Origin of the sequence: Caloranaerobacter azorensis DSM 13643 (genome assembly GCF_900129995.1) — a bacterium.
Classification (GTDB): Bacteria; Bacillota; Clostridia; order Tissierellales; family Thermohalobacteraceae; genus Caloranaerobacter; species Caloranaerobacter azorensis.
Map to the genome: position 1 here is coordinate 13,494 of NZ_FQXO01000023.1, position 17,360 is coordinate 30,853.

The following is a 17,360-nucleotide window of genomic DNA, read 5'->3' on the forward strand; positions in this document are numbered from 1 at the left end:
TGATATGATTAAAGAGGTATTTTGTGTTGCAGTATTCAATTCAACTAATCATGCAATACAGGGCGAAAAAATTTTAAAAAATAGAAATATAGAAATTAAAGTTATACCAACTCCTAGAGAGATAACTGCAAGTTGTGGTTTATCTATTAAATTTGATAAAAAGTTCTTAGAAGAAGTATTATCATGCATTCAAAGCAGAGCGCTTAATATAAAAGGGATATATGAAATTATGAAGCAAGACGGTAGGAGGACAGTAAATAAGGTATATTAAAATTTTAAGTTTGTTTGTAGAAATTTATTTGTTGAAACTGCAATATTTATAAAATGTTTTGTCAATAGTATAAAATATAATATAATATATTTAGAGCTACTTCATAAAAGAGGTAGCTTTATTTAGTTTAAAAAAGGAGAGATATTTATGCCTATGAAACTTAATGTAGGAGATATTGTGCAGTTAAAAAAAGTACACCCTTGTGGAGGAGACAAATGGGAAATTATGAGAACTGGAATAGATTTTAGGATTAAATGTCTTGAATGTAATAGACAAGTTTGGTTACCTAGAAAGAAATTGGAAAAGAGAATTAAGAAAATTATCAGCCAGTCGGAACAAAATGAACAATAGAAATTATGTATTAAAAAAATTTAATAGATTTCGTTGTCCGAAAAATCATTATTTGCAAAAATTTGAAGTAATTGAAATAGACAATATTATATAAATATAGTAAACTAATTATAGAGAAGAAAAGGAAAACGTTTTACTTTATAAATTATGAATATTTGGAGGTGCTTACCATGGCATTAAATTATGCAGAGCGCATGGGAAATATCAGAGCTTCTGAAATACGTGAATTATTAAAACTTATAGAAAAACCAGAGGTTATTTCATTTGCAGGAGGATTACCTGCACCAGAATTATTCCCTGTTGAAGAAATGAAAGAAATAACAAGAGAAGTTTTGGAAGAAGAGGGAGAAAAGGTATTACAGTACGGTACAACTGAAGGATATACTCCTCTTAGAAAGAAAATAGCAGAGAGAATGGCTAAAGTCGGCGTTAATGTAACTTATGAAAATATCCTTATCACTAGCGGTTCACAGCAAGGGCTTGATTTTACAGGAAAGATATTTTTAGATCCAGGGGATGTAGTAATTTGTGAAAGCCCAAGTTATCTTGGAGCAATAAATGCTTTTAAAGCTTATCAGTGTAGTTTTGCAGAAGTGCCTACTGATGATGATGGAATGATAATAGAAGAATTAGAAAAGATTTTAGAAAAGACGGAAAGAGCGAAATTTATATATGTAATTCCTGATTTCCAAAATCCATCAGGAAGAACTTGGTCTGTAGAGAGAAGAAAGAGATTAGTCGAAGTTGCAAATAAATACAATTTACCTATTATAGAAGATAACCCTTACGGAGAATTAAGATTTGAAGGAGAAAGACCTCCGGCAATTAAACATTTTGATACAGAAGGAAGAGTTATATTTTTAGGTACATTTTCTAAAACTTTTTGCCCTGGATTAAGATTAGGATGGACTTGTGCCGATACCGAAGTTCTTCAGAAATATATTTTAGTTAAACAAGGTGCGGACTTACAAACTAGTACTATAGCTCAAAGAGAATTAAATAAGTTCTTAGAAAAGTATGATTTAGACGAATACATTGAAAAAATTAAAAAAGTATATAAGAGAAGAAGAGATTTAATGCTAAATACTATGAAAGAAGAATTTCCTGAAGGAATTAAGTATACTTATCCAGAGGGTGGATTGTTTACTTGGGTTGAATTACCAGAACATATAAATGCTAGGGAGCTTTTAGAAAAAGCTATTGAAAAGAATGTTGCATTTGTGCCAGGAGGTTCATTCTTCCCTAATGGTGGGCATGAAAACACAATGAGACTTAACTATTCAAATATGGATGAAGAGAGGATAGTAATAGGAATTAAAAGATTGGCAGAAGTAATAAAGGAAATGCTTTAATATAAAGGTCCCTTTAGAAGGGACCTTAAAATTATCTATTCTTTTCTTTTACTGAAAATATTATAATTATTGAAATTATAATCAGAGCTATTCCCTGCAAATAGAAAGGAAAGTTTTTATTTATATTTTGATAAATGTATCCTCCTAGTAGAGGGCCTATTATGCCTCCTATACCAACTGATAAATGGTATATTCCATATGCTTTTCCATTAAAAATTCCACCAGTTATTTCACTTACTAATGCCTTAATAGCTGGAGACATTAATAATTGACTCATAGTTATAAAAATGTCTAATATCATAAATGTATAATATCCTTTAGTAATTGGTATCATTGCTATGAATAACGATTGTAATAGAAGACCTACAATCATTAATTTTTTTCTTCCAAAGTTGTCAGCTAATTTTCCTAGTTTTGCAGGAAGTGTTATAGATAGTATTGCACCGGGTATAAATATAAAACTAATGAGCATTAAATTGCTTGTAATATTTTCTTTTAAATACAACATAAAAACTGGTGTAATTATGCTTTCTATTCCGGCTAATATACCCATTATTAAGATGTATTTATAAAATTCTTTTTTGATATTTTCTTCTTTATTGACTGTTATACTTTGAACTCTTAAAGTTTCTTTTATGTCTCTTATCCCTAAAAATAGAGCATAAGTAGCTGCTAAAAGATATATTCCGAATATATAAGCAAATGGATTATCAAAAGCTCCATTAAAAAAAATAATAAATCCAATTGTGCTTCCAACAAAGGCTCCTCTATTTCGATATTGTGATATTATTCCAAAGTTCTTACCTTTGTTTTCGAGATTACTTATATCTGATACCATAGCATCAAGACTTATTATTAAAAATGAATTTGCAATGCTCTGTAATATTCGAGCAGCGAATAAATATTTATAGTTTCTGCTTATTAAAAATATCAAAGAAGTTGTAATATAAAATCCAAAAGCTATTAATAAGCCGTTTTTTCTACCTTTTTTATCTATCCATTTTCCTACTATGGGGCGCATTAATATGGCTAATAGAGAAAAAATTGAATATAGAATGCCTATTTCAATAGGAGTCGAGCCTAGTTCTAATGCATATATAGGCAGTATAAAACTTAAAAAGGCACTTGGGAATGAAATAAAATATAAAGGTTTTTTTAAAGCCTTTAGTTCGCTCATATTAACACCTCCTATCTTCTAAATAATACAACTCTTTGTATTATTTAGAAACTTACTAAAGTAACTATTTTGAGTAACAAAAAAATAGAGCTAAAAAAGCTCTATTTATGACTTTAGTTATATTATTAATTGTGAAACTTTAGTGATTGTTTCACTTATTAATTTTATTATTTATCAATAACGCCAATTGTGTTCTGTTTTTGAGTTCCAATTTATTCAATATTCTAGTCAGATGATTTTTGACAGTTCCTTCTGTTATAAAAAGTTCTCTACTTATTTCTTTATTGCTTTTTCCTTCGGCAATTAGCTTTGCAATTTCAATCTCTCTTTGTGTTAAATCTTTAAGTAAGTCTTCAAATTCAGCTTGCTTTGTAAGTTTATTATTCTTATTGAGGTTATTAAATGATTTTACAACTTTCTTTGCTACTTCGGGCTGTAAAAGTACATTTCCTTTATAAGCTTCTTTTATTGCTTTTACTATTTCTTCAGATTTTATGTCTTTTAATATATAACCGTCTGCACCATTTTTTAAACCTTCAAATATATATTCATCTTCATTAAATGTTGTCAGGATTATTACCTTTATATGTGGATACTTTTCTTTAATTATTTTTGTAGCTTCTACACCATCCATTATCGGCATCCTAATATCCATAAGCACTACATCGGGATTGATATTTTTTATAATATCTAAAGCATGCTGCCCATTGAATGCTTCGCCAACAATATCTATATCATTATAAAGGCTTAATATCATTTGCAACCCTTCTCTTATAAGAGCTTGATCATCTACAATCATTACTTTTATCATATTAAACCTTTCCTTTCTCAATAGGAATAAACATATGTAAAGTAAATCCTTCATTATTGCTGTTATATAATATTTCACCATTATAATTTGAAATCCTTTTTTCAATATTAGTTAATCCATTTCCTTTTATTATATCTTTACATCCTATGCCATTATCTTTAATTACTAATTCAATTTTGTTTTTATCTATATATATATTAATTATGATTTTAGTAGCTTTCCCATGTTTAATTGAATTAGTTAGCCCTTCTTGAACCGTTCTATATATGATATTCTTTATTTCTGGAGCTATATTTTCTATATCTTTACTTGTATTTAATATTATTTTTATTTTTTCATTTATATTTAAAGTATTTATTAGTTCTTTTAAGGATTGTTTCAAATCACTTTTTTCTTCTTTTAACATATAGACTGTTGTTCGAAGTTTTTGCATACTTTCTCTAGCAATATTTTGAGTTTTTCTAACTATTTCCATTATATTGTCTTTATTTTTGTATTCTTGATTTAAAACATTTTCTAAAAAATCTAAATGCATGATTAATGCTACAAGAGAATGTCCTAAAAAATCGTGTATATCTGCTGCAATCCTATTTCTTTCTTTGGCAATAGCGAGTTCTTCCACATTTGCTGAATATTGTTTTAGTTTTTCATAGGCTAGATTAAGTTCTTTATTTAAATCTTGTACTTTTTTCCTTTCAGTAATTTGAAGTTTCAAATATAAAAATAGAATAACAGACATTGCGTAAGTCGTTATTATAAATAGGAAGTCAAAACCATTGTTTTTCCAAAATGTCTTTGTTAGTATTGATGATACTTTTGCTTTGTTAATATTAGTTGCGAAAAAATATAATAAAGCATGACTTATTAAAAGAATTTTTTGCAATAGTCCATCTAGAGAAATGATAATTTCATAAAGTATCATGAAAAAATAAAATTCTGTTCCACCTTTAATAAAAATTATTAACCATGTTCCAGTGAGAAAAGATATTATTAATGAGATTATGTATTTTTTATCGTTTTTATAGAAATAAGTATATCTAAGATGATCATTTAATAATGTACATAAGTAACCTATTAAAACTAAAATTAGGCTTATACTTTTATATTTAGGTATTACATTTATTAAAAGCAGTATCATAATAGCATTTTTTAATATATAGCCATATTCACTGTATTTATACATAAAAATCCTCCTTGGTTCTACATTATTGTATCAAAATTGTATCAAATTTTTCCTGATTTGAGAAATTCTTTTTACTATATATATTTTTCTTTACTAACAAAGGTTTTGTTCTAACTAATTGAATGTTGTAATTAGAAAATTTTAAGTGTTTAAAGCATTTGAGATGACAAAAAATTGTTGTAATATATATTTATTAATGATATAATACTAGAATGTAGTTAACCTTGCCCTATTTAGTAGGGCCGTAAGTCCAAAAGGGAGGTGAAAGTGATGAGAAAATACGAAGCTATGTTTATTCTTGTCCCAGATCTAGAAGAGGAAGTTAGAAACAACATAATTGAAAAGTTTAAGGGTATCATCGAACAAAATGGTACTGTTGAGAAGGTTGATGAGTGGGGCGTAAGAAGGCTTGCATATGAAATCAAGCATTACGCTGAAGGATATTATGTTGTTATCAACTTCCAAGGAGAGTCAAGTGTAGTAAACGAGCTTGACAGAATTTCTAAGATAACTGAACAAGTTATCAGACATATGATTGTAAAGGAAGATGAGTAAAAAAAGGTGGTGAGTTAATGAATTGTGTTGTATTAATTGGTAGATTGACAAGAGATCCAGAATTGAGGTTTCTACCTGAAAACGGAAGAGCAGTCGCCACCTTTAATATAGCAGTTGATAGACCTTTTACTAATATAAAAGGAGAAAGAGAAACTGATTTCTTTAAAATTGTAGTTTGGGGTAGACAAGCCGAAAACTGTGCTAACTATCTAGGAAAAGGCAGACTTGTAGGAATTCAAGGTCGTATACAGACTAGATCGTATGAAACTCCACAAGGTGAAAGGAGATATGTTACAGAAATAGTAGCGGATAGAGTACAATTCCTAGATTGGGGAGACAATAAATCTAGCAGCAAAGGTATGGACATGAATGCAGATGATATGATACCAGCAGAAGGATTTCAGCCGGTAGACGATGATGAAATTCCATTCTAGAAGGAGGGACAAGAGTGGCTAGAAGAAATAGGAAAAAAAGAGTATGTAGTTTCTGTGTCGATAAAATAGAAAAGATAGACTACAAAGATGTAAATAGACTTAAAAAGTATATGACTGAAAGAGGTAAAATACTTCCAAGAAGAATTACAGGAAACTGTGCAAGACATCAGAGACAATTAACAAGAGCAATAAAGAGAGCAAGAAATATAGCTCTATTATCATATACTGTAGAATAATATCAAAGAAGTGGATAGTCCACTTCTTTTTTATTTAACTCGAATATTTTGTTCATATTCATAAATTATGTTATAATTTTCATAGGAATATTTTAGATATATAAATATTAAAAGGGTGAGGTGTATGGGAAATAGAAACATTAATAGTTCATTTTTAACGAGGACAGGCTTAATGTTAGCTTTAGCTTTAGTGTTTCAAATAGGTTTTAGAGCATTTGCTCAACCAGCAGTAGGGCCTTTGGTAAATATGGTACTTATAATGAGTGGTGCATTAGTTGGGACTTTATCAGGAATTATAGTTGGCTGCTTGACACCTTTAATAGCTTTTTTTGTAGGGATAATGCCTAAATTCCATCTAGTTCCGTTTATTATGATAGGGAATGCTTTATTAGTTGTAGTTTTTAATTATATTAGAAATAGAGTTTCTAAATGGGGAGATTATTTAGGTTTAGTAGGAGCTGCTTTTGTTAAATTCATATGGTTAGCTTTTTCTGTTAGATATTTGATTAAATTATTTATACCAAAAGTGCCTGAAAAACTTATTATTGCATTATCTCTTCCTCAATTATATACAGCGCTTGTTGGAGGATTTTTAGCTGTATTAATAATAAAAATGCTACCAGAAAATATTTTTAATAAATCATAATATAAATCCAAACTGCTTATAAACTTATATTTTTCAATATTTATGAAAATGAAAGCGAATGCTTGAAAGAATTTAGTTTTTTCTAAATTCGTCTGCATGAGTGTCATTTTCATAAAATATTTTACTTTGTCAACAAGCTCAATATATATTCAGCACTTAAAGATATATTCTAAGTGCAGCCGTTTGGCTGCTTTTTTCTATGTTAAGGGTATAAATCTATTTGACATAATAAATTTTAATATGTAGAATTTTATTAAGATTTTAGTTAGAAATTGTTGGAATAGTTCATTATTTATTCAAATTTGCTATAATATTATATAGGGGGAGTAGAAGATGGGTTTTAAAGATGATAAGATAGATATTACAAAGAATATAAAAGTTATTGAATGGCTCAAAAGTGAACTTTTAACGGCGGTAGCATCATTTTTTGAGCTGTTTGTTAAAGGGATAAAAGATAGTCAAGAGGCTTTACTAGATGCTTTAGCTAATATTATTTTAGTAACATATTTGCTTGGGAAGAGATTGGGGTTTAGTTTTGAAAGTATAGATTCTAAAATTGAAAATAAAATTAAATTAGGTGTAATAGAAGAACATAAAATAGAAAAATGGTATGGGGATCTGAGCAAACTAAGAGAGTATTTAAATAAATCGAGGAGATAATAGAGGTGATTTCTTTGAATTTAAATAATAAAACTAATGCGATAGCAGAAGCCGGAATAATTACGGCTTTAACGATTATTTTAGCTTTAATAGGGATTAATATATTTTCTATAGTTATGTTATTATATCCCGTTCCTTTTATAATACTGGGATTTAGGAGAAATATAAGATATAGTATATTATCAATTATAGTGTCGAGTTTCATGTTAGGTATATTGATAGATTTATTTACTGGAATATCCTTAATGTTATTATTTGGACCTTTATCTGTTGTTTTCACGCATTTGATTAGTAAAAAGGAGAAATCATATAAAATTTTAATTACTACAACAGTAGTATTTTTTGTTTCAGTTTTGATTGTTATATTGCTATCAGGATATATATTTGGAATAAACTTTGTTGAACATATGGAGCTTTCTCTTAATGAAGCTTTTAAAATTCAATTAAATATGGTTAAAAATATGGGTTTAACTAATTATGAGATGTCAAAAATTAAAAGTATGATGCATTCAGCTATAGATTATATGATTGCTACATTACCTGCGGCTTTAGTTGTTTTTTCAGGATTTGTAGCATATATTAATTATTTGATATCGGGAGTTTTGCTAAGAAGAATTGGCAATTCAAATATCGATGTACCAAAATTTAAATATTTTAGAATGCCTGGTAATGCAATATTGGGTATTCTGGTGATATTCATATTTACTTGGATTATTAAGTATTTTAAGATATTCTATTATCAGACAATATTTTTAAATGTAACATTTGTTATTCTATTCATTTTATTTATACAGGGATTGGCAGTTTTGGTGTTTTATCTGGATAAGATAAAAATTAATAAGGTTATAAAGGGAATAATATTAGTATTATCAATAATATATGCTCCTATGTGGATGTTTGTTTCTTTTATTGGTTTTGTAGATTCATTTGTTAACTTTAGGAAAGTTAAAGTTTCCTGATTATTTAGGAGGATAAAATGGGAAATGGAAAGAATATTTTTAGATTTTTAGTACCCGATACTAAAATCTATCTCTGGATAATAGGGATACTTATACTAATTATAGCTTTTTATGAACCTGTAATTGCAGGTATGGGGATAATTGTTTTACTTTATCTAATTTATTACCACTGGAAAAATGTTCATTTAAAAAAAGTTGAATGGACTAAATATATAGAAAGTCTTACGGAAGACTTTGATACGGCAACAAAACATGCAATTTTAAACTTACCAATTCCTTTAGTAATGGTTGAAGTAGATGGTCGAATAACTTGGTATAATCCTAAATTTATGGAAATAATCGATAGAGAAGATATACTTGAGGCTAGAATAAATGATATAATTTCAGGATTTAATATAGACGATATAATGGATAATGAAAAAGATATGGTAATTGAGGCAATGATTAAAGATAGACATTATAAAGTATTATATAATATAGTAAAAAAGGAAAACAAAAATAAAAAAGACTATATAATAATGTTATATTGGATAGATATAACTAATTTTACAGTATTAAAAAACAAATATAATAACAAAAAAATTAATGTGTGTTTAGTGCAAGTTGACAATTATAATGAAGTTATAAAGAGTATGGAGGAAACTACAAGGCCAATAGTTATAGCAGAAATAGATAGAAGGCTAAATATTTTTGCATCAAGAATAAACGGATTTATAAGGAAGTATGAAAGCGACAAATATTTGATAATTTTTGAGCATAAATATCTGCAGAATTTAGAAGCAAAAAAATTTGATATACTTGATGATATAAGAGAAATAAATGTAGGCAATAAAATACCAGTTACTTTGAGTATAGGTGTAGGTGTAAATGGAAAGAATCCTGCACAGCTTTATGAGTTTGCAAAGGCTGCTATAGATATTGCATTGGGAAGAGGCGGAGATCAAGCTGTTGTTAAAAAGATAGATAAACTTGAATTCTATGGCGGCAAAAGTAAAGCGGTTGAGAAAAGGACTAAAGTGAAAGCGAGAGTTATTTCTCATGCCTTAAGGCAGCTTATAGACCAAGCTGATAGAGTATTTATTATGGGACATAAAATAGCTGATATGGATAGTTTTGGTGCATCGTTGGGAATATTTAGGGCTGTTAGAAGTAGGGGAAAAGAAGGATATATTATATTAAGCGGAGTTAATCCTTCAATAAAGAATATTTATAACAAAATGAGGGAAGAACATCCTCAATATTTAAAATATATAATTACTCCTGAAGAAGCTATAGCCAAAGCGGATAAAACTTCTTTATGTATTGTTGTGGATATTCATAGGCCAAGTTATACAGAAGCTCCGGAGCTATTAAAAATAGTTGATAAGGTGGTCTTAATCGACCATCATAGGAGAGGAGCAGAGTTTATAGAAGAACCGGTACTCATGTATTTAGAGCCTTATGCTTCATCAACATGTGAATTAGTTACAGAGATACTGTATTATATGGGAGATAAAATTGAGATAGAAAAATTTGAAGCAGAGGCTATGTTGGCGGGTATAGCAGTAGATACCAAGCATTTTACCTTTAAAACTGGAGTGAGGACTTTTGAAGCAGCTTCTTTTTTAAGAAGAGCAGGAGCAGACACTACATCGGTAAGGAAGTTATTTCAAGATGATTTACATACATTTATTTTAAGAGCCGAAGTTGTAAAAAAAGCAGAAATAATAGATGGAGTTATAGCTATATCAACGTTAGATGAGGTTAATGATGATTCGGTACTGATTGCTGCACAGTCAGCAGATGACTTGTTGAACATTAGTGGTATAAAAGCCTCTTTTGTATTGGTGATAAATGATGATAAAATACATATAAGTGGTAGGTCATTAGGAGATATTAATGTTCAATTAATTCTTGAAAAATTAGGAGGAGGAGGACATCTAACGGCGGCTGGTACGCGGTTAGATGGAACTGATTTACATCAAGCAAAAGAAAGGTTAAAAGAAGCAATAAGAGAATATATTAAGGAAGGTGAAAAGCAATGAAGGTAATATTATTAAAAGATGTTAAAGGACTTGGTAAAAAAGGCAGCGTTGTTAATGTAAAAGATGGCTATGCAAGGAATTTTCTTTTGCCGAGAGGAGCTGCTAAAGAAGCAACAGAAGGTAATTTGAAAGTATTAAAAGAGCAGCAGAAGGCTAAAGAAATTAAGCAGAAAGAGGAATTAGAAAAGGCTAAAAAATTAGCTGAAAAGATATCTAATATTACTGTAAAAATACAAGGTAAAGCCGGAGTGAATGGAAAATTATTTGGGTCTATTACAAGTAAAGATATTGCTGATGCATTGAATAAACAGCATAAAATAAAAATTGATAAAAAGAAAATCGTGTTAGAAGAGAATATAAGAACTCTTGGAACTACTGTAGTTGATGTTAAAGTATATCCGTCTGTTGTTGCAAAACTTAGAGTTGAGGTATCTGAAAGTTAGCATTTTTATAACCAGCACTTTTTAAGGGAACTGCCTTAAAAAGTGCTGTAATTCATATTGGGAGGTGATATGTATGACTGAAAACATAAAAACCATTGGGAAAGTACCTCCGCATAGTATCGAAGCCGAACAATCTGTTTTAGGGTCAATGATATTAGATAAAGATTCAATAATTACTGCTATTGAAATATTAAGACCGGATGATTTTTATAAAGAGGCTCATAAGGAGATATATGAAGCTATATTAGCGCTTAATGATAGAAACGAACCCGTTGATTTGATAACTTTATCTGAAGAATTGAAAAAAAGGGGTACTTTAGAAGCGATTGGTGGAATGACTTATTTAGCTGATTTATCAGAGGGTATATCTACTACTGCTAATATAAAACACTACTGCGAGATAGTTGAAGAAAAATCTATTTTAAGAAAGCTGATTAAAGCATCTGATGAAATAATGGCAAAGGGTTATGAGGCTGATGAAGAAATAAGCAATATAATTGAGTTGGCAGAAAAGAAGATATTTGACATTACTCAAAGAAAAAGTCATGAGGGATTTGCACCTATTAAAAATATTCTATTAGATAGTCTTAATAAGATTGAAGAGATGTTTGAAAACAAAGGCGGTATAACAGGGTTAACTACTGGTTTTATCGACATAGATAATAAAACATCGGGATTGCAGAAATCAGACTTAATATTAGTTGCCGCTAGACCTTCAATGGGTAAAACGGCTTTTGCATTGAATGTTGCATTAAATAGTGCATTAAAAAGTAATGCATCGGTTGCCATATTTAGTTTAGAGATGTCGAAAGAGCAATTAGTACAGCGTATGTTAAGTATTGAATCACATGTAGAGATACAAAAAATTAGAAATGGGCAATTAAGTGAAGACGAGTGGATGAGATTGGTTAGAGCAATGGGACCTTTATCTCAGGCTAAAATATACATTGACGATACTCCCGGAATTACATTAAGTGAAATGAAGGCAAAATGCAGAAGATTAAAGATAGAAAAGGGATTAGATTTAATACTTATTGACTATTTGCAGCTAATGCAGGGAGACGGCAAAGCTGAAAACAGACAGCAGGAGATATCGGCTATATCGAGGGGATTAAAAGGATTAGCAAGAGAAATGGATTGTCCGGTAGTAGCGTTATCGCAGCTTTCACGTGCACCCGAGTTAAGATCTGATCACAGACCTATTTTATCAGATTTAAGGGAATCTGGTGCAATAGAACAGGATGCAGACGTAGTAATGCTTTTATATAGAGACGAATATTATCATCCAGACACAGACAAAAAGAATATTGGGGAGGTAATAATAGCAAAGCAGCGTAATGGTCCTACAGGTACAGTTGAGTTAGTTTGGATGGGACAGTTTACTAAATTCTTAAATTTAGAGAAGTATAGACAATAAACTTGTGAGGGGAAACTCTTTTAAACTGTTGACAAATTTATTCCTTAATATTTTGCCTTGTCAACAAATTTTGTGGAGAACCCCCTTATTTTTTTATGCTTTAAGCAATTTGAATTGATTTATAAAAAAATATTTGTTTATAAAAATGTATTTAGGGTAAATTAATCTTGGAAATAAAATTGGGAGGTATTTTAATGAGTAATAATCAAATATTAGATATAAAGGATAAAGTTAAATGGATTGGTGTTTTAGACCCTGAATTAGTTACATTTGATGTCGTTATGGAAACAAAATATGGTTCTACATATAATTCTTATTTCATAGATGCAGAAAAGAAAGCTGTTATAGAAACAACTAAAGAGAAATTTAAAGATGAATATTTAGAGAAAATAAAAACCATTACGAACCCTGAACAGATAGATTATATCATATTAAATCATACAGAACCAGACCATTCGGGTAATTTAAGGCATTTATTAAGGATAGCTCCAAATGCTACTGTTGTTGCTTCTAAATCGGCTATTAATTATTTAAAACATATGGTTGATATAGACTTTAAATATATGGTTGTAAATGACGGAGATACATTGAGTTTAGGAAATAAAACCTTAAAATTTATTTCAGCGCCTTTTTTACATTGGCCAGATAGTATGTATACCTATTTAGAAGAAGATAAAGTATTATTTACTTGTGATTCTTTTGGATGTCATTATTGCGACAGTAGGATGTTCGATGATTTAGTTGGAGATTTTGATGATGCTTTTAAGTATTATTTTGATGTTATATTAAAGCCTTTTAGTAATTATATGCTTAAAGCTATAGATAAAATAAAAAGTTTAGATATAGATGTTATTTGTCCGGGGCATGGACCGATATTAAGAAGTAACTGGAGAAAATATGTTAAATTATCTGAAGAATGGGCTGAAGATGCAAGCAAAAAACCTCAAAAAAATAGAGTATTTATTGCTTATGTTTCAGCTTATGGGAATACTGGTAAGATGGCAGAAAAAATTGCAGAGGGAATAAGACAATCGGGAGATATTGATGTTAAAATATGTGATATTGAAATGATGGATAGTTTTGAACTAGAGGAGGAAATATCTAAAAGTACGGCTATATTAATAGGTTCTCCTACTATAAATCAAAATATATTGCCCCCAATATATAAATTGTTAAGCGTAATTAATCCTATGACAAATAGAGGGAAATTAGCGGCGGCTTTTGGTTCATATGGCTGGAGCGGCGAAGCGGTAAAGATTATAGAGGAAAATCTAAAAAATCTTAAATTAAAGATTTTTAGAGAAGGGCTTAAAGTAAACTTCGTACCGTATGAAAAAGCATTCGAAAAATGTATAGAGTTTGGTAAGGAATTTGGAGAAAAATTATTAGAAAATAACAAATAACACAAAAACACATCCAATTGATTGTTGGATGTGTTTTTATGATTTTTTGGGGAATATATATTATCGAAGTATATATTATCATCATTATAAGATAAAGCTGAATAGATACAACCAAATAAAACGAACATTTATGAGCAACATAACAAATAACATTCGGAATTTTATTGACTTTAATAAATTGATTTGATAATATAGTTAAGGGTTATTCGTGTTATAACGAAAATTCTTTTAGAAAAGAGGTAATGAAGATGCCAAAGAAAAATTATGATGTTATAATAATTGGTGGAGGACCTGCGGGTATTTTTACCGCATTAGAATTATTAAAATATGATGAAAACATGGATATATTGTTACTCGAAAAGGGAAGAAGTATTGAAGGCAGAATATGTCCGATAAAGACAAGAGGGGTTAAATGTGTTCAGTGTAAACCTTGTTCTATAGTTAATGGCTGGGGAGGAGCAGGTGCATTTAGTGATGGTAAATTGACACTTACTTCAGAGTTTGGTGGCGTTTTAGATGAATATATGACAAAAAAAGAACTTGAAGACCTTATAAATTACATTGATAGAATATATTTGAAGTTTGGTGCTACAGAAAAAATACATGGTACTAATACCGAAAAAATAAGAGAAATTCAAAGGAAAGCTGCCGCTGCAGATTTAAAGCTTATACCTGCAAAGGTTAAGCATTTAGGTACTGAAAGATGTTTTAATATATTAAAGAGAATGGAAGAATATTTAAGGGATAGAATAACGATAAAATATTTATCGCCTGCTAACCAAATTTTAGTTAAAGATGGTAAAGTTTTAGGAGTTAAAACTAGAGATGAAGAGTTTTTTGGTGATTATGTAGTTGCAGTACCCGGTAGAGAGGGTTCTGAATGGTTTAAAAAAGAGGCTGAAAGATTAGGGCTTAGTCTAAAAAATAATGCAGTTGATATTGGAGTTAGAGTAGAAGTTCCAGCTGTAGTATTAGAGGAAATTACCGATGTTGTCTATGAGTCTAAATTGATTTATTATACAAAATCATTTGATGATAGAGTAAGAACTTTTTGCATGAATCCTTACGGTGAAGTAGTTGTAGAAAATAATGATGGTATAAAAACAGTTAATGGGCATAGTTATGCAGAAAGGAAAACAGAAAATACTAATTTTGCACTTTTAGTTTCTAAAGAATTTACTGAACCATTCAATTCTCCTATAGCTTATGGGAAGTACGTTGCAACATTGGCTAATATGCTGGGAGATGGAGTAATAGTGCAGAGATTAGGAGATTTATTAGATGGCAGAAGAACTACAGAAAGCAGATTAAGAAGAAGTCTAGTTCAGCCTACATTAGTAGATGCTACTCCCGGTGATTTAAGTCTGGTACTTCCATATAGACATTTGACAGATATAATAGAAATGTTAGAGGCTATGGATAAGATAGCTCCTGGAGTATTTTCAAAGCATACTCTTTTATATGGCGTTGAAGTTAAATTTTATTCTTCAAGAGTTAAGCTTACAAATAATCTTGAAACGGAAATAGATAATCTATTTGCTGCGGGAGACGGTGCTGGAGTTACAAGAGGATTGGCACAAGCTTCTGTTGCAGGAGTAGTTGTTGCAAGAGAAATAATAAGAAGGTTAAACAAATAATAAAGGGGATGATTTAATGAATACACTTGTTATATTAGGTGCCCAATGGGGAGATGAAGGTAAAGGAAAGATAACAGATTTTTTATCAGAGAAAGCAGATATAGTTGTCAGATATCAAGGTGGAGATAATGCAGGGCATACAGTTGAAATAGGAGAAAAACAGTTTAAGTTGCATTTAATACCGTCAGGAATATTTTATGAGGAAAAAGTGTGTGTAATTGGTAATGGTGTTGTTGTGAATCCTAAATCATTATTGGAAGAAATAAAGTATTTAAATGATAGAGGTATAAAAACTGACAATTTGAGAATAAGTGATAGGGCACATATTATATTCCCTTATCATATTAAACTAGATGAGCTAGAGGAGAAAAAAAGGGGCAAAAGTAAGATTGGAACAACAATTAAGGGAATAGGGCCTTGCTATAGGGATAAAGTCGAGAGAAGTGGAATTAGAATGTGTGATATATTTTATAAAGATATTTTAGAAGAAAAGATTAGAAGAAACATAAGAGAAAAAAATGAAATAATAGAGAAACTTTATGAGGAAAGAGGACTTGATGAAGATAGCATTGTAACAGAATATATGGATTATTTAGAACAAATAAAAAAATATGTTGTGGATACAACTGCTTTATTAAATGAAGCTATTGAGGATGGCAAAAAGATATTATTTGAGGGAGCACAGGGAACACTTCTAGATATAGATTTTGGAACATATCCATATGTTACTTCGTCTCATCCGATTTCTGGTGGAGTAACAGTTGGAACAGGAATAAGTCCGTTTGGAATAAGTGAAGTTTTAGGAGTAGTTAAAGCTTATACTACAAGAGTAGGGAAAGGGCCTTTTCCAACCGAATTATTTGATGAGACAGGGGATATGATAAGAGAAAAAGGGCATGAATATGGAACTACAACAGGTAGAGCGAGAAGATGTGGGTGGTTAGATACTGTTATGCTTAGGTATTCAGCTAGAATAAATGGACTTACATCTATCGTAATTACTAAATTAGATACATTAGGTGGCTTTGAAAAAATAAAGATATGTACAGCATATGAGCTTGATGGTAAAGTGATTAAAGATTTTCCTTCGAGTTTAGAAACTCTAAAGAGATGTAAACCTATATATGAAGTCTTGGATGGATGGAAAGAAGAAGAAATAGAGAATGTAAAGACGTTTGATGATTTACCTGAAAATGCAAAGAAATATATTTATAAGATTGAAGAGCTTACTGGTGTTAAAGTTAAAATGGTTTCTATAGGGCCTAATAGAAATGCAACTATATTAAGAGAAAATATTTTTTAATTTAACAACCCCTGATGCTTTAGTATCAGGGGTTTAGTTTTGGCAAAATAAACCACATAAAAAAATTTAAAAAAAGTGTTGACAAATAATATTTAATCCTGTAATATATATAACTGTGAGTTGCGAAATGACCCATTAGCTCAGTCGGTAGAGCACCTGACTTTTAATCAGGGTGTCCCGCGTTCGAGTCGCGGATGGGTCACCATTATGGCCCTATGGTCAAGTGGTTAAGACACCGCCCTTTCACGGCGGTAACCCGGGTTCGAATCCCGGTAGGGTCACCAAAATTGGGCGCGTAGCTCAGCTGGGAGAGCATCTGCCTTACAAGCAGGAGGTCACAGGTTCGAGCCCTGTCGCGCCCACCACGGCCCGGTAGTTCAGTTGGTTAGAATGCCAGCCTGTCACGCTGGAGGTCGAGGGTTCGAGTCCCTTCCGGGTCGCCACTTATCTTGCTTATGCAAGAGATTGAAAATTAAAAATTTAAAATGTAAAATTGGA

Annotated in this window: 18 protein-coding genes and 4 tRNA genes; 19 read left to right on the forward strand and 3 right to left on the reverse strand. The window is 30.4% G+C overall.

Annotated features, from left to right (window positions below):
* Positions 1-4 precede the first annotated feature (4 nt).
* The 3 genes from BUB51_RS05190 to BUB51_RS05200 all read left to right on the forward strand — a co-directional run bounded on the left by BUB51_RS05190 (position 5) and on the right by BUB51_RS05200 (position 1,974).
* Positions 5-271, forward strand: coding sequence for a putative Se/S carrier protein (locus tag BUB51_RS05190; protein WP_035164014.1), 267 nt, complete (start codon positions 5-7; stop codon positions 269-271).
* Between the two features lie 147 nt (positions 272-418).
* On the forward strand, positions 419-622 hold the full coding sequence (locus tag BUB51_RS05195) for a DUF951 domain-containing protein (RefSeq protein ID WP_035164013.1): 204 nt from the start codon (positions 419-421) through the stop codon (positions 620-622).
* 170 nt (positions 623-792) lie between these two features.
* Positions 793-1,974 (forward strand): aminotransferase-like domain-containing protein, encoded by a 1,182-nt coding sequence (locus tag BUB51_RS05200; RefSeq protein WP_073196065.1) that lies wholly within the window; start codon positions 793-795, stop codon positions 1,972-1,974.
* A 31-nt stretch (positions 1,975-2,005) separates the two neighbouring features.
* Here BUB51_RS05200 and BUB51_RS05205 read toward each other — a convergent pair whose 3' ends face one another.
* The 3 genes from BUB51_RS05205 to BUB51_RS05215 all read right to left on the reverse strand — a co-directional run bounded on the left by BUB51_RS05205 (position 2,006) and on the right by BUB51_RS05215 (position 5,145).
* Positions 2,006-3,151 carry an MFS transporter gene (locus BUB51_RS05205; RefSeq protein ID WP_073196067.1) on the reverse strand — a complete coding sequence of 382 codons (1,146 nt, stop codon included), beginning with the start codon at positions 3,149-3,151 and terminating at the stop codon, positions 2,006-2,008.
* A gap of 151 nt (positions 3,152-3,302) precedes the next feature.
* Positions 3,303-3,962: a response regulator gene (locus BUB51_RS05210; protein ID WP_035164008.1), complete on the reverse strand. Its 660-nt coding sequence runs from the start codon at positions 3,960-3,962 to the stop codon at positions 3,303-3,305.
* A gap of 1 nt (position 3,963) precedes the next feature.
* Positions 3,964-5,145 (reverse strand): sensor histidine kinase, encoded by a 1,182-nt coding sequence (locus BUB51_RS05215; protein ID WP_073196069.1) that lies wholly within the window; start codon positions 5,143-5,145, stop codon positions 3,964-3,966.
* 270 nt (positions 5,146-5,415) lie between these two features.
* Between BUB51_RS05215 and rpsF the strand changes: the two genes are divergently transcribed.
* The 16 genes from rpsF (at position 5,416) to BUB51_RS05295 (ending at position 17,305) form a co-directional block, all read left to right on the forward strand.
* Positions 5,416-5,700: a 30S ribosomal protein S6 gene (gene rpsF / locus BUB51_RS05220; protein ID WP_073196071.1), complete on the forward strand. Its 285-nt coding sequence runs from the start codon at positions 5,416-5,418 to the stop codon at positions 5,698-5,700.
* A gap of 17 nt (positions 5,701-5,717) precedes the next feature.
* The gene (locus tag BUB51_RS05225) at positions 5,718-6,134 is read left to right on the forward strand and encodes a single-stranded DNA-binding protein (protein WP_073196073.1); all 417 of its coding nucleotides are present in this window, start codon (positions 5,718-5,720) and stop codon (positions 6,132-6,134) included.
* 14 nt (positions 6,135-6,148) lie between these two features.
* On the forward strand, positions 6,149-6,370 hold the full coding sequence (gene rpsR / locus BUB51_RS05230; RefSeq protein WP_143153570.1) for a 30S ribosomal protein S18: 222 nt from the start codon (positions 6,149-6,151) through the stop codon (positions 6,368-6,370).
* A gap of 124 nt (positions 6,371-6,494) precedes the next feature.
* Entirely contained in the window at positions 6,495-7,016 is a 522-nt protein-coding gene (locus BUB51_RS05235; protein WP_200791895.1) for an ECF transporter S component, read from the forward strand.
* 333 nt (positions 7,017-7,349) lie between these two features.
* On the forward strand, positions 7,350-7,676 hold the full coding sequence (locus BUB51_RS05240) for a MazG-like family protein (protein WP_073196076.1): 327 nt from the start codon (positions 7,350-7,352) through the stop codon (positions 7,674-7,676).
* A 5-nt stretch (positions 7,677-7,681) separates the two neighbouring features.
* The gene (locus BUB51_RS05245) at positions 7,682-8,635 is read left to right on the forward strand and encodes a YybS family protein (protein ID WP_073196078.1); all 954 of its coding nucleotides are present in this window, start codon (positions 7,682-7,684) and stop codon (positions 8,633-8,635) included.
* 17 nt (positions 8,636-8,652) lie between these two features.
* Complete coding sequence (locus BUB51_RS05250; RefSeq protein ID WP_073196080.1) at positions 8,653-10,659, forward strand: DHH family phosphoesterase; 2,007 nt, start codon at positions 8,653-8,655, stop codon at positions 10,657-10,659.
* Positions 10,656-11,102, forward strand: coding sequence for a 50S ribosomal protein L9 (gene rplI / locus BUB51_RS05255; protein WP_073196082.1), 447 nt, complete (start codon positions 10,656-10,658; stop codon positions 11,100-11,102). The genes BUB51_RS05250 and rplI overlap by 4 nt, the downstream gene beginning before the upstream one ends.
* Before the next feature lie 73 nt (positions 11,103-11,175).
* Entirely contained in the window at positions 11,176-12,519 is a 1,344-nt protein-coding gene (dnaB, locus tag BUB51_RS05260) for a replicative DNA helicase (protein ID WP_073196084.1), read from the forward strand.
* Positions 12,520-12,713: 194 nt separating this feature from the next.
* Positions 12,714-13,922, forward strand: a complete 1,209-nt coding sequence (locus BUB51_RS05265) for an FprA family A-type flavoprotein (protein ID WP_073196085.1) — start codon at positions 12,714-12,716, stop codon at positions 13,920-13,922.
* 248 nt (positions 13,923-14,170) lie between these two features.
* On the forward strand, positions 14,171-15,559 hold the full coding sequence (locus tag BUB51_RS05270; RefSeq protein WP_035165007.1) for an NAD(P)/FAD-dependent oxidoreductase: 1,389 nt from the start codon (positions 14,171-14,173) through the stop codon (positions 15,557-15,559).
* A 16-nt stretch (positions 15,560-15,575) separates the two neighbouring features.
* Positions 15,576-16,862, forward strand: coding sequence for an adenylosuccinate synthase (locus BUB51_RS05275; RefSeq protein ID WP_073196087.1), 1,287 nt, complete (start codon positions 15,576-15,578; stop codon positions 16,860-16,862).
* 129 nt (positions 16,863-16,991) lie between these two features.
* A tRNA-Lys gene (locus BUB51_RS05280) sits at positions 16,992-17,067 on the forward strand.
* A 4-nt stretch (positions 17,068-17,071) separates the two neighbouring features.
* Positions 17,072-17,146, forward strand: a tRNA-Glu gene (locus BUB51_RS05285).
* Between the two features lie 5 nt (positions 17,147-17,151).
* Positions 17,152-17,227: transfer RNA gene (locus BUB51_RS05290), tRNA-Val, on the forward strand.
* 1 nt (position 17,228) lies between these two features.
* Positions 17,229-17,305: transfer RNA gene (locus BUB51_RS05295), tRNA-Asp, on the forward strand.
* Positions 17,306-17,360: the final 55 nt, after the last annotated feature.

Excerpts from the sequence above, each read along its gene's own strand:
- rplI (WP_073196082.1), top strand. The coding sequence starts at position 10,656 with ATGAAGGTAATATTATTAAAAGATGTTAAAGGACTTGGTAAAAAAGGC.
- BUB51_RS05250 (WP_073196080.1), top strand. The coding sequence starts at position 8,653 with ATGGGAAATGGAAAGAATATTTTTAGATTTTTAGTACCCGATACTAAA.
- BUB51_RS05225 (WP_073196073.1), top strand. The coding sequence starts at position 5,718 with ATGAATTGTGTTGTATTAATTGGTAGATTGACAAGAGATCCAGAATTG.
- dnaB (WP_073196084.1), top strand. The coding sequence starts at position 11,176 with ATGACTGAAAACATAAAAACCATTGGGAAAGTACCTCCGCATAGTATC.
- BUB51_RS05265 (WP_073196085.1), top strand. The coding sequence starts at position 12,714 with ATGAGTAATAATCAAATATTAGATATAAAGGATAAAGTTAAATGGATT.
- BUB51_RS05275 (WP_073196087.1), top strand. The coding sequence starts at position 15,576 with ATGAATACACTTGTTATATTAGGTGCCCAATGGGGAGATGAAGGTAAA.
- BUB51_RS05200 (WP_073196065.1), top strand. The coding sequence starts at position 793 with ATGGCATTAAATTATGCAGAGCGCATGGGAAATATCAGAGCTTCTGAA.
- BUB51_RS05215 (WP_073196069.1), bottom strand. The coding sequence starts at position 5,145 with ATGTATAAATACAGTGAATATGGCTATATATTAAAAAATGCTATTATG.
- BUB51_RS05240 (WP_073196076.1), top strand. The coding sequence starts at position 7,350 with ATGGGTTTTAAAGATGATAAGATAGATATTACAAAGAATATAAAAGTT.
- BUB51_RS05190 (WP_035164014.1), top strand. The coding sequence starts at position 5 with ATGATTAAAGAGGTATTTTGTGTTGCAGTATTCAATTCAACTAATCAT.
- BUB51_RS05235 (WP_200791895.1), top strand. The coding sequence starts at position 6,495 with ATGGGAAATAGAAACATTAATAGTTCATTTTTAACGAGGACAGGCTTA.
- BUB51_RS05195 (WP_035164013.1), top strand. The coding sequence starts at position 419 with ATGCCTATGAAACTTAATGTAGGAGATATTGTGCAGTTAAAAAAAGTA.
- rpsF (WP_073196071.1), top strand. The coding sequence starts at position 5,416 with ATGAGAAAATACGAAGCTATGTTTATTCTTGTCCCAGATCTAGAAGAG.
- BUB51_RS05270 (WP_035165007.1), top strand. The coding sequence starts at position 14,171 with ATGCCAAAGAAAAATTATGATGTTATAATAATTGGTGGAGGACCTGCG.
- BUB51_RS05210 (WP_035164008.1), bottom strand. The coding sequence starts at position 3,962 with ATGATAAAAGTAATGATTGTAGATGATCAAGCTCTTATAAGAGAAGGG.
- BUB51_RS05205 (WP_073196067.1), bottom strand. The coding sequence starts at position 3,151 with ATGAGCGAACTAAAGGCTTTAAAAAAACCTTTATATTTTATTTCATTC.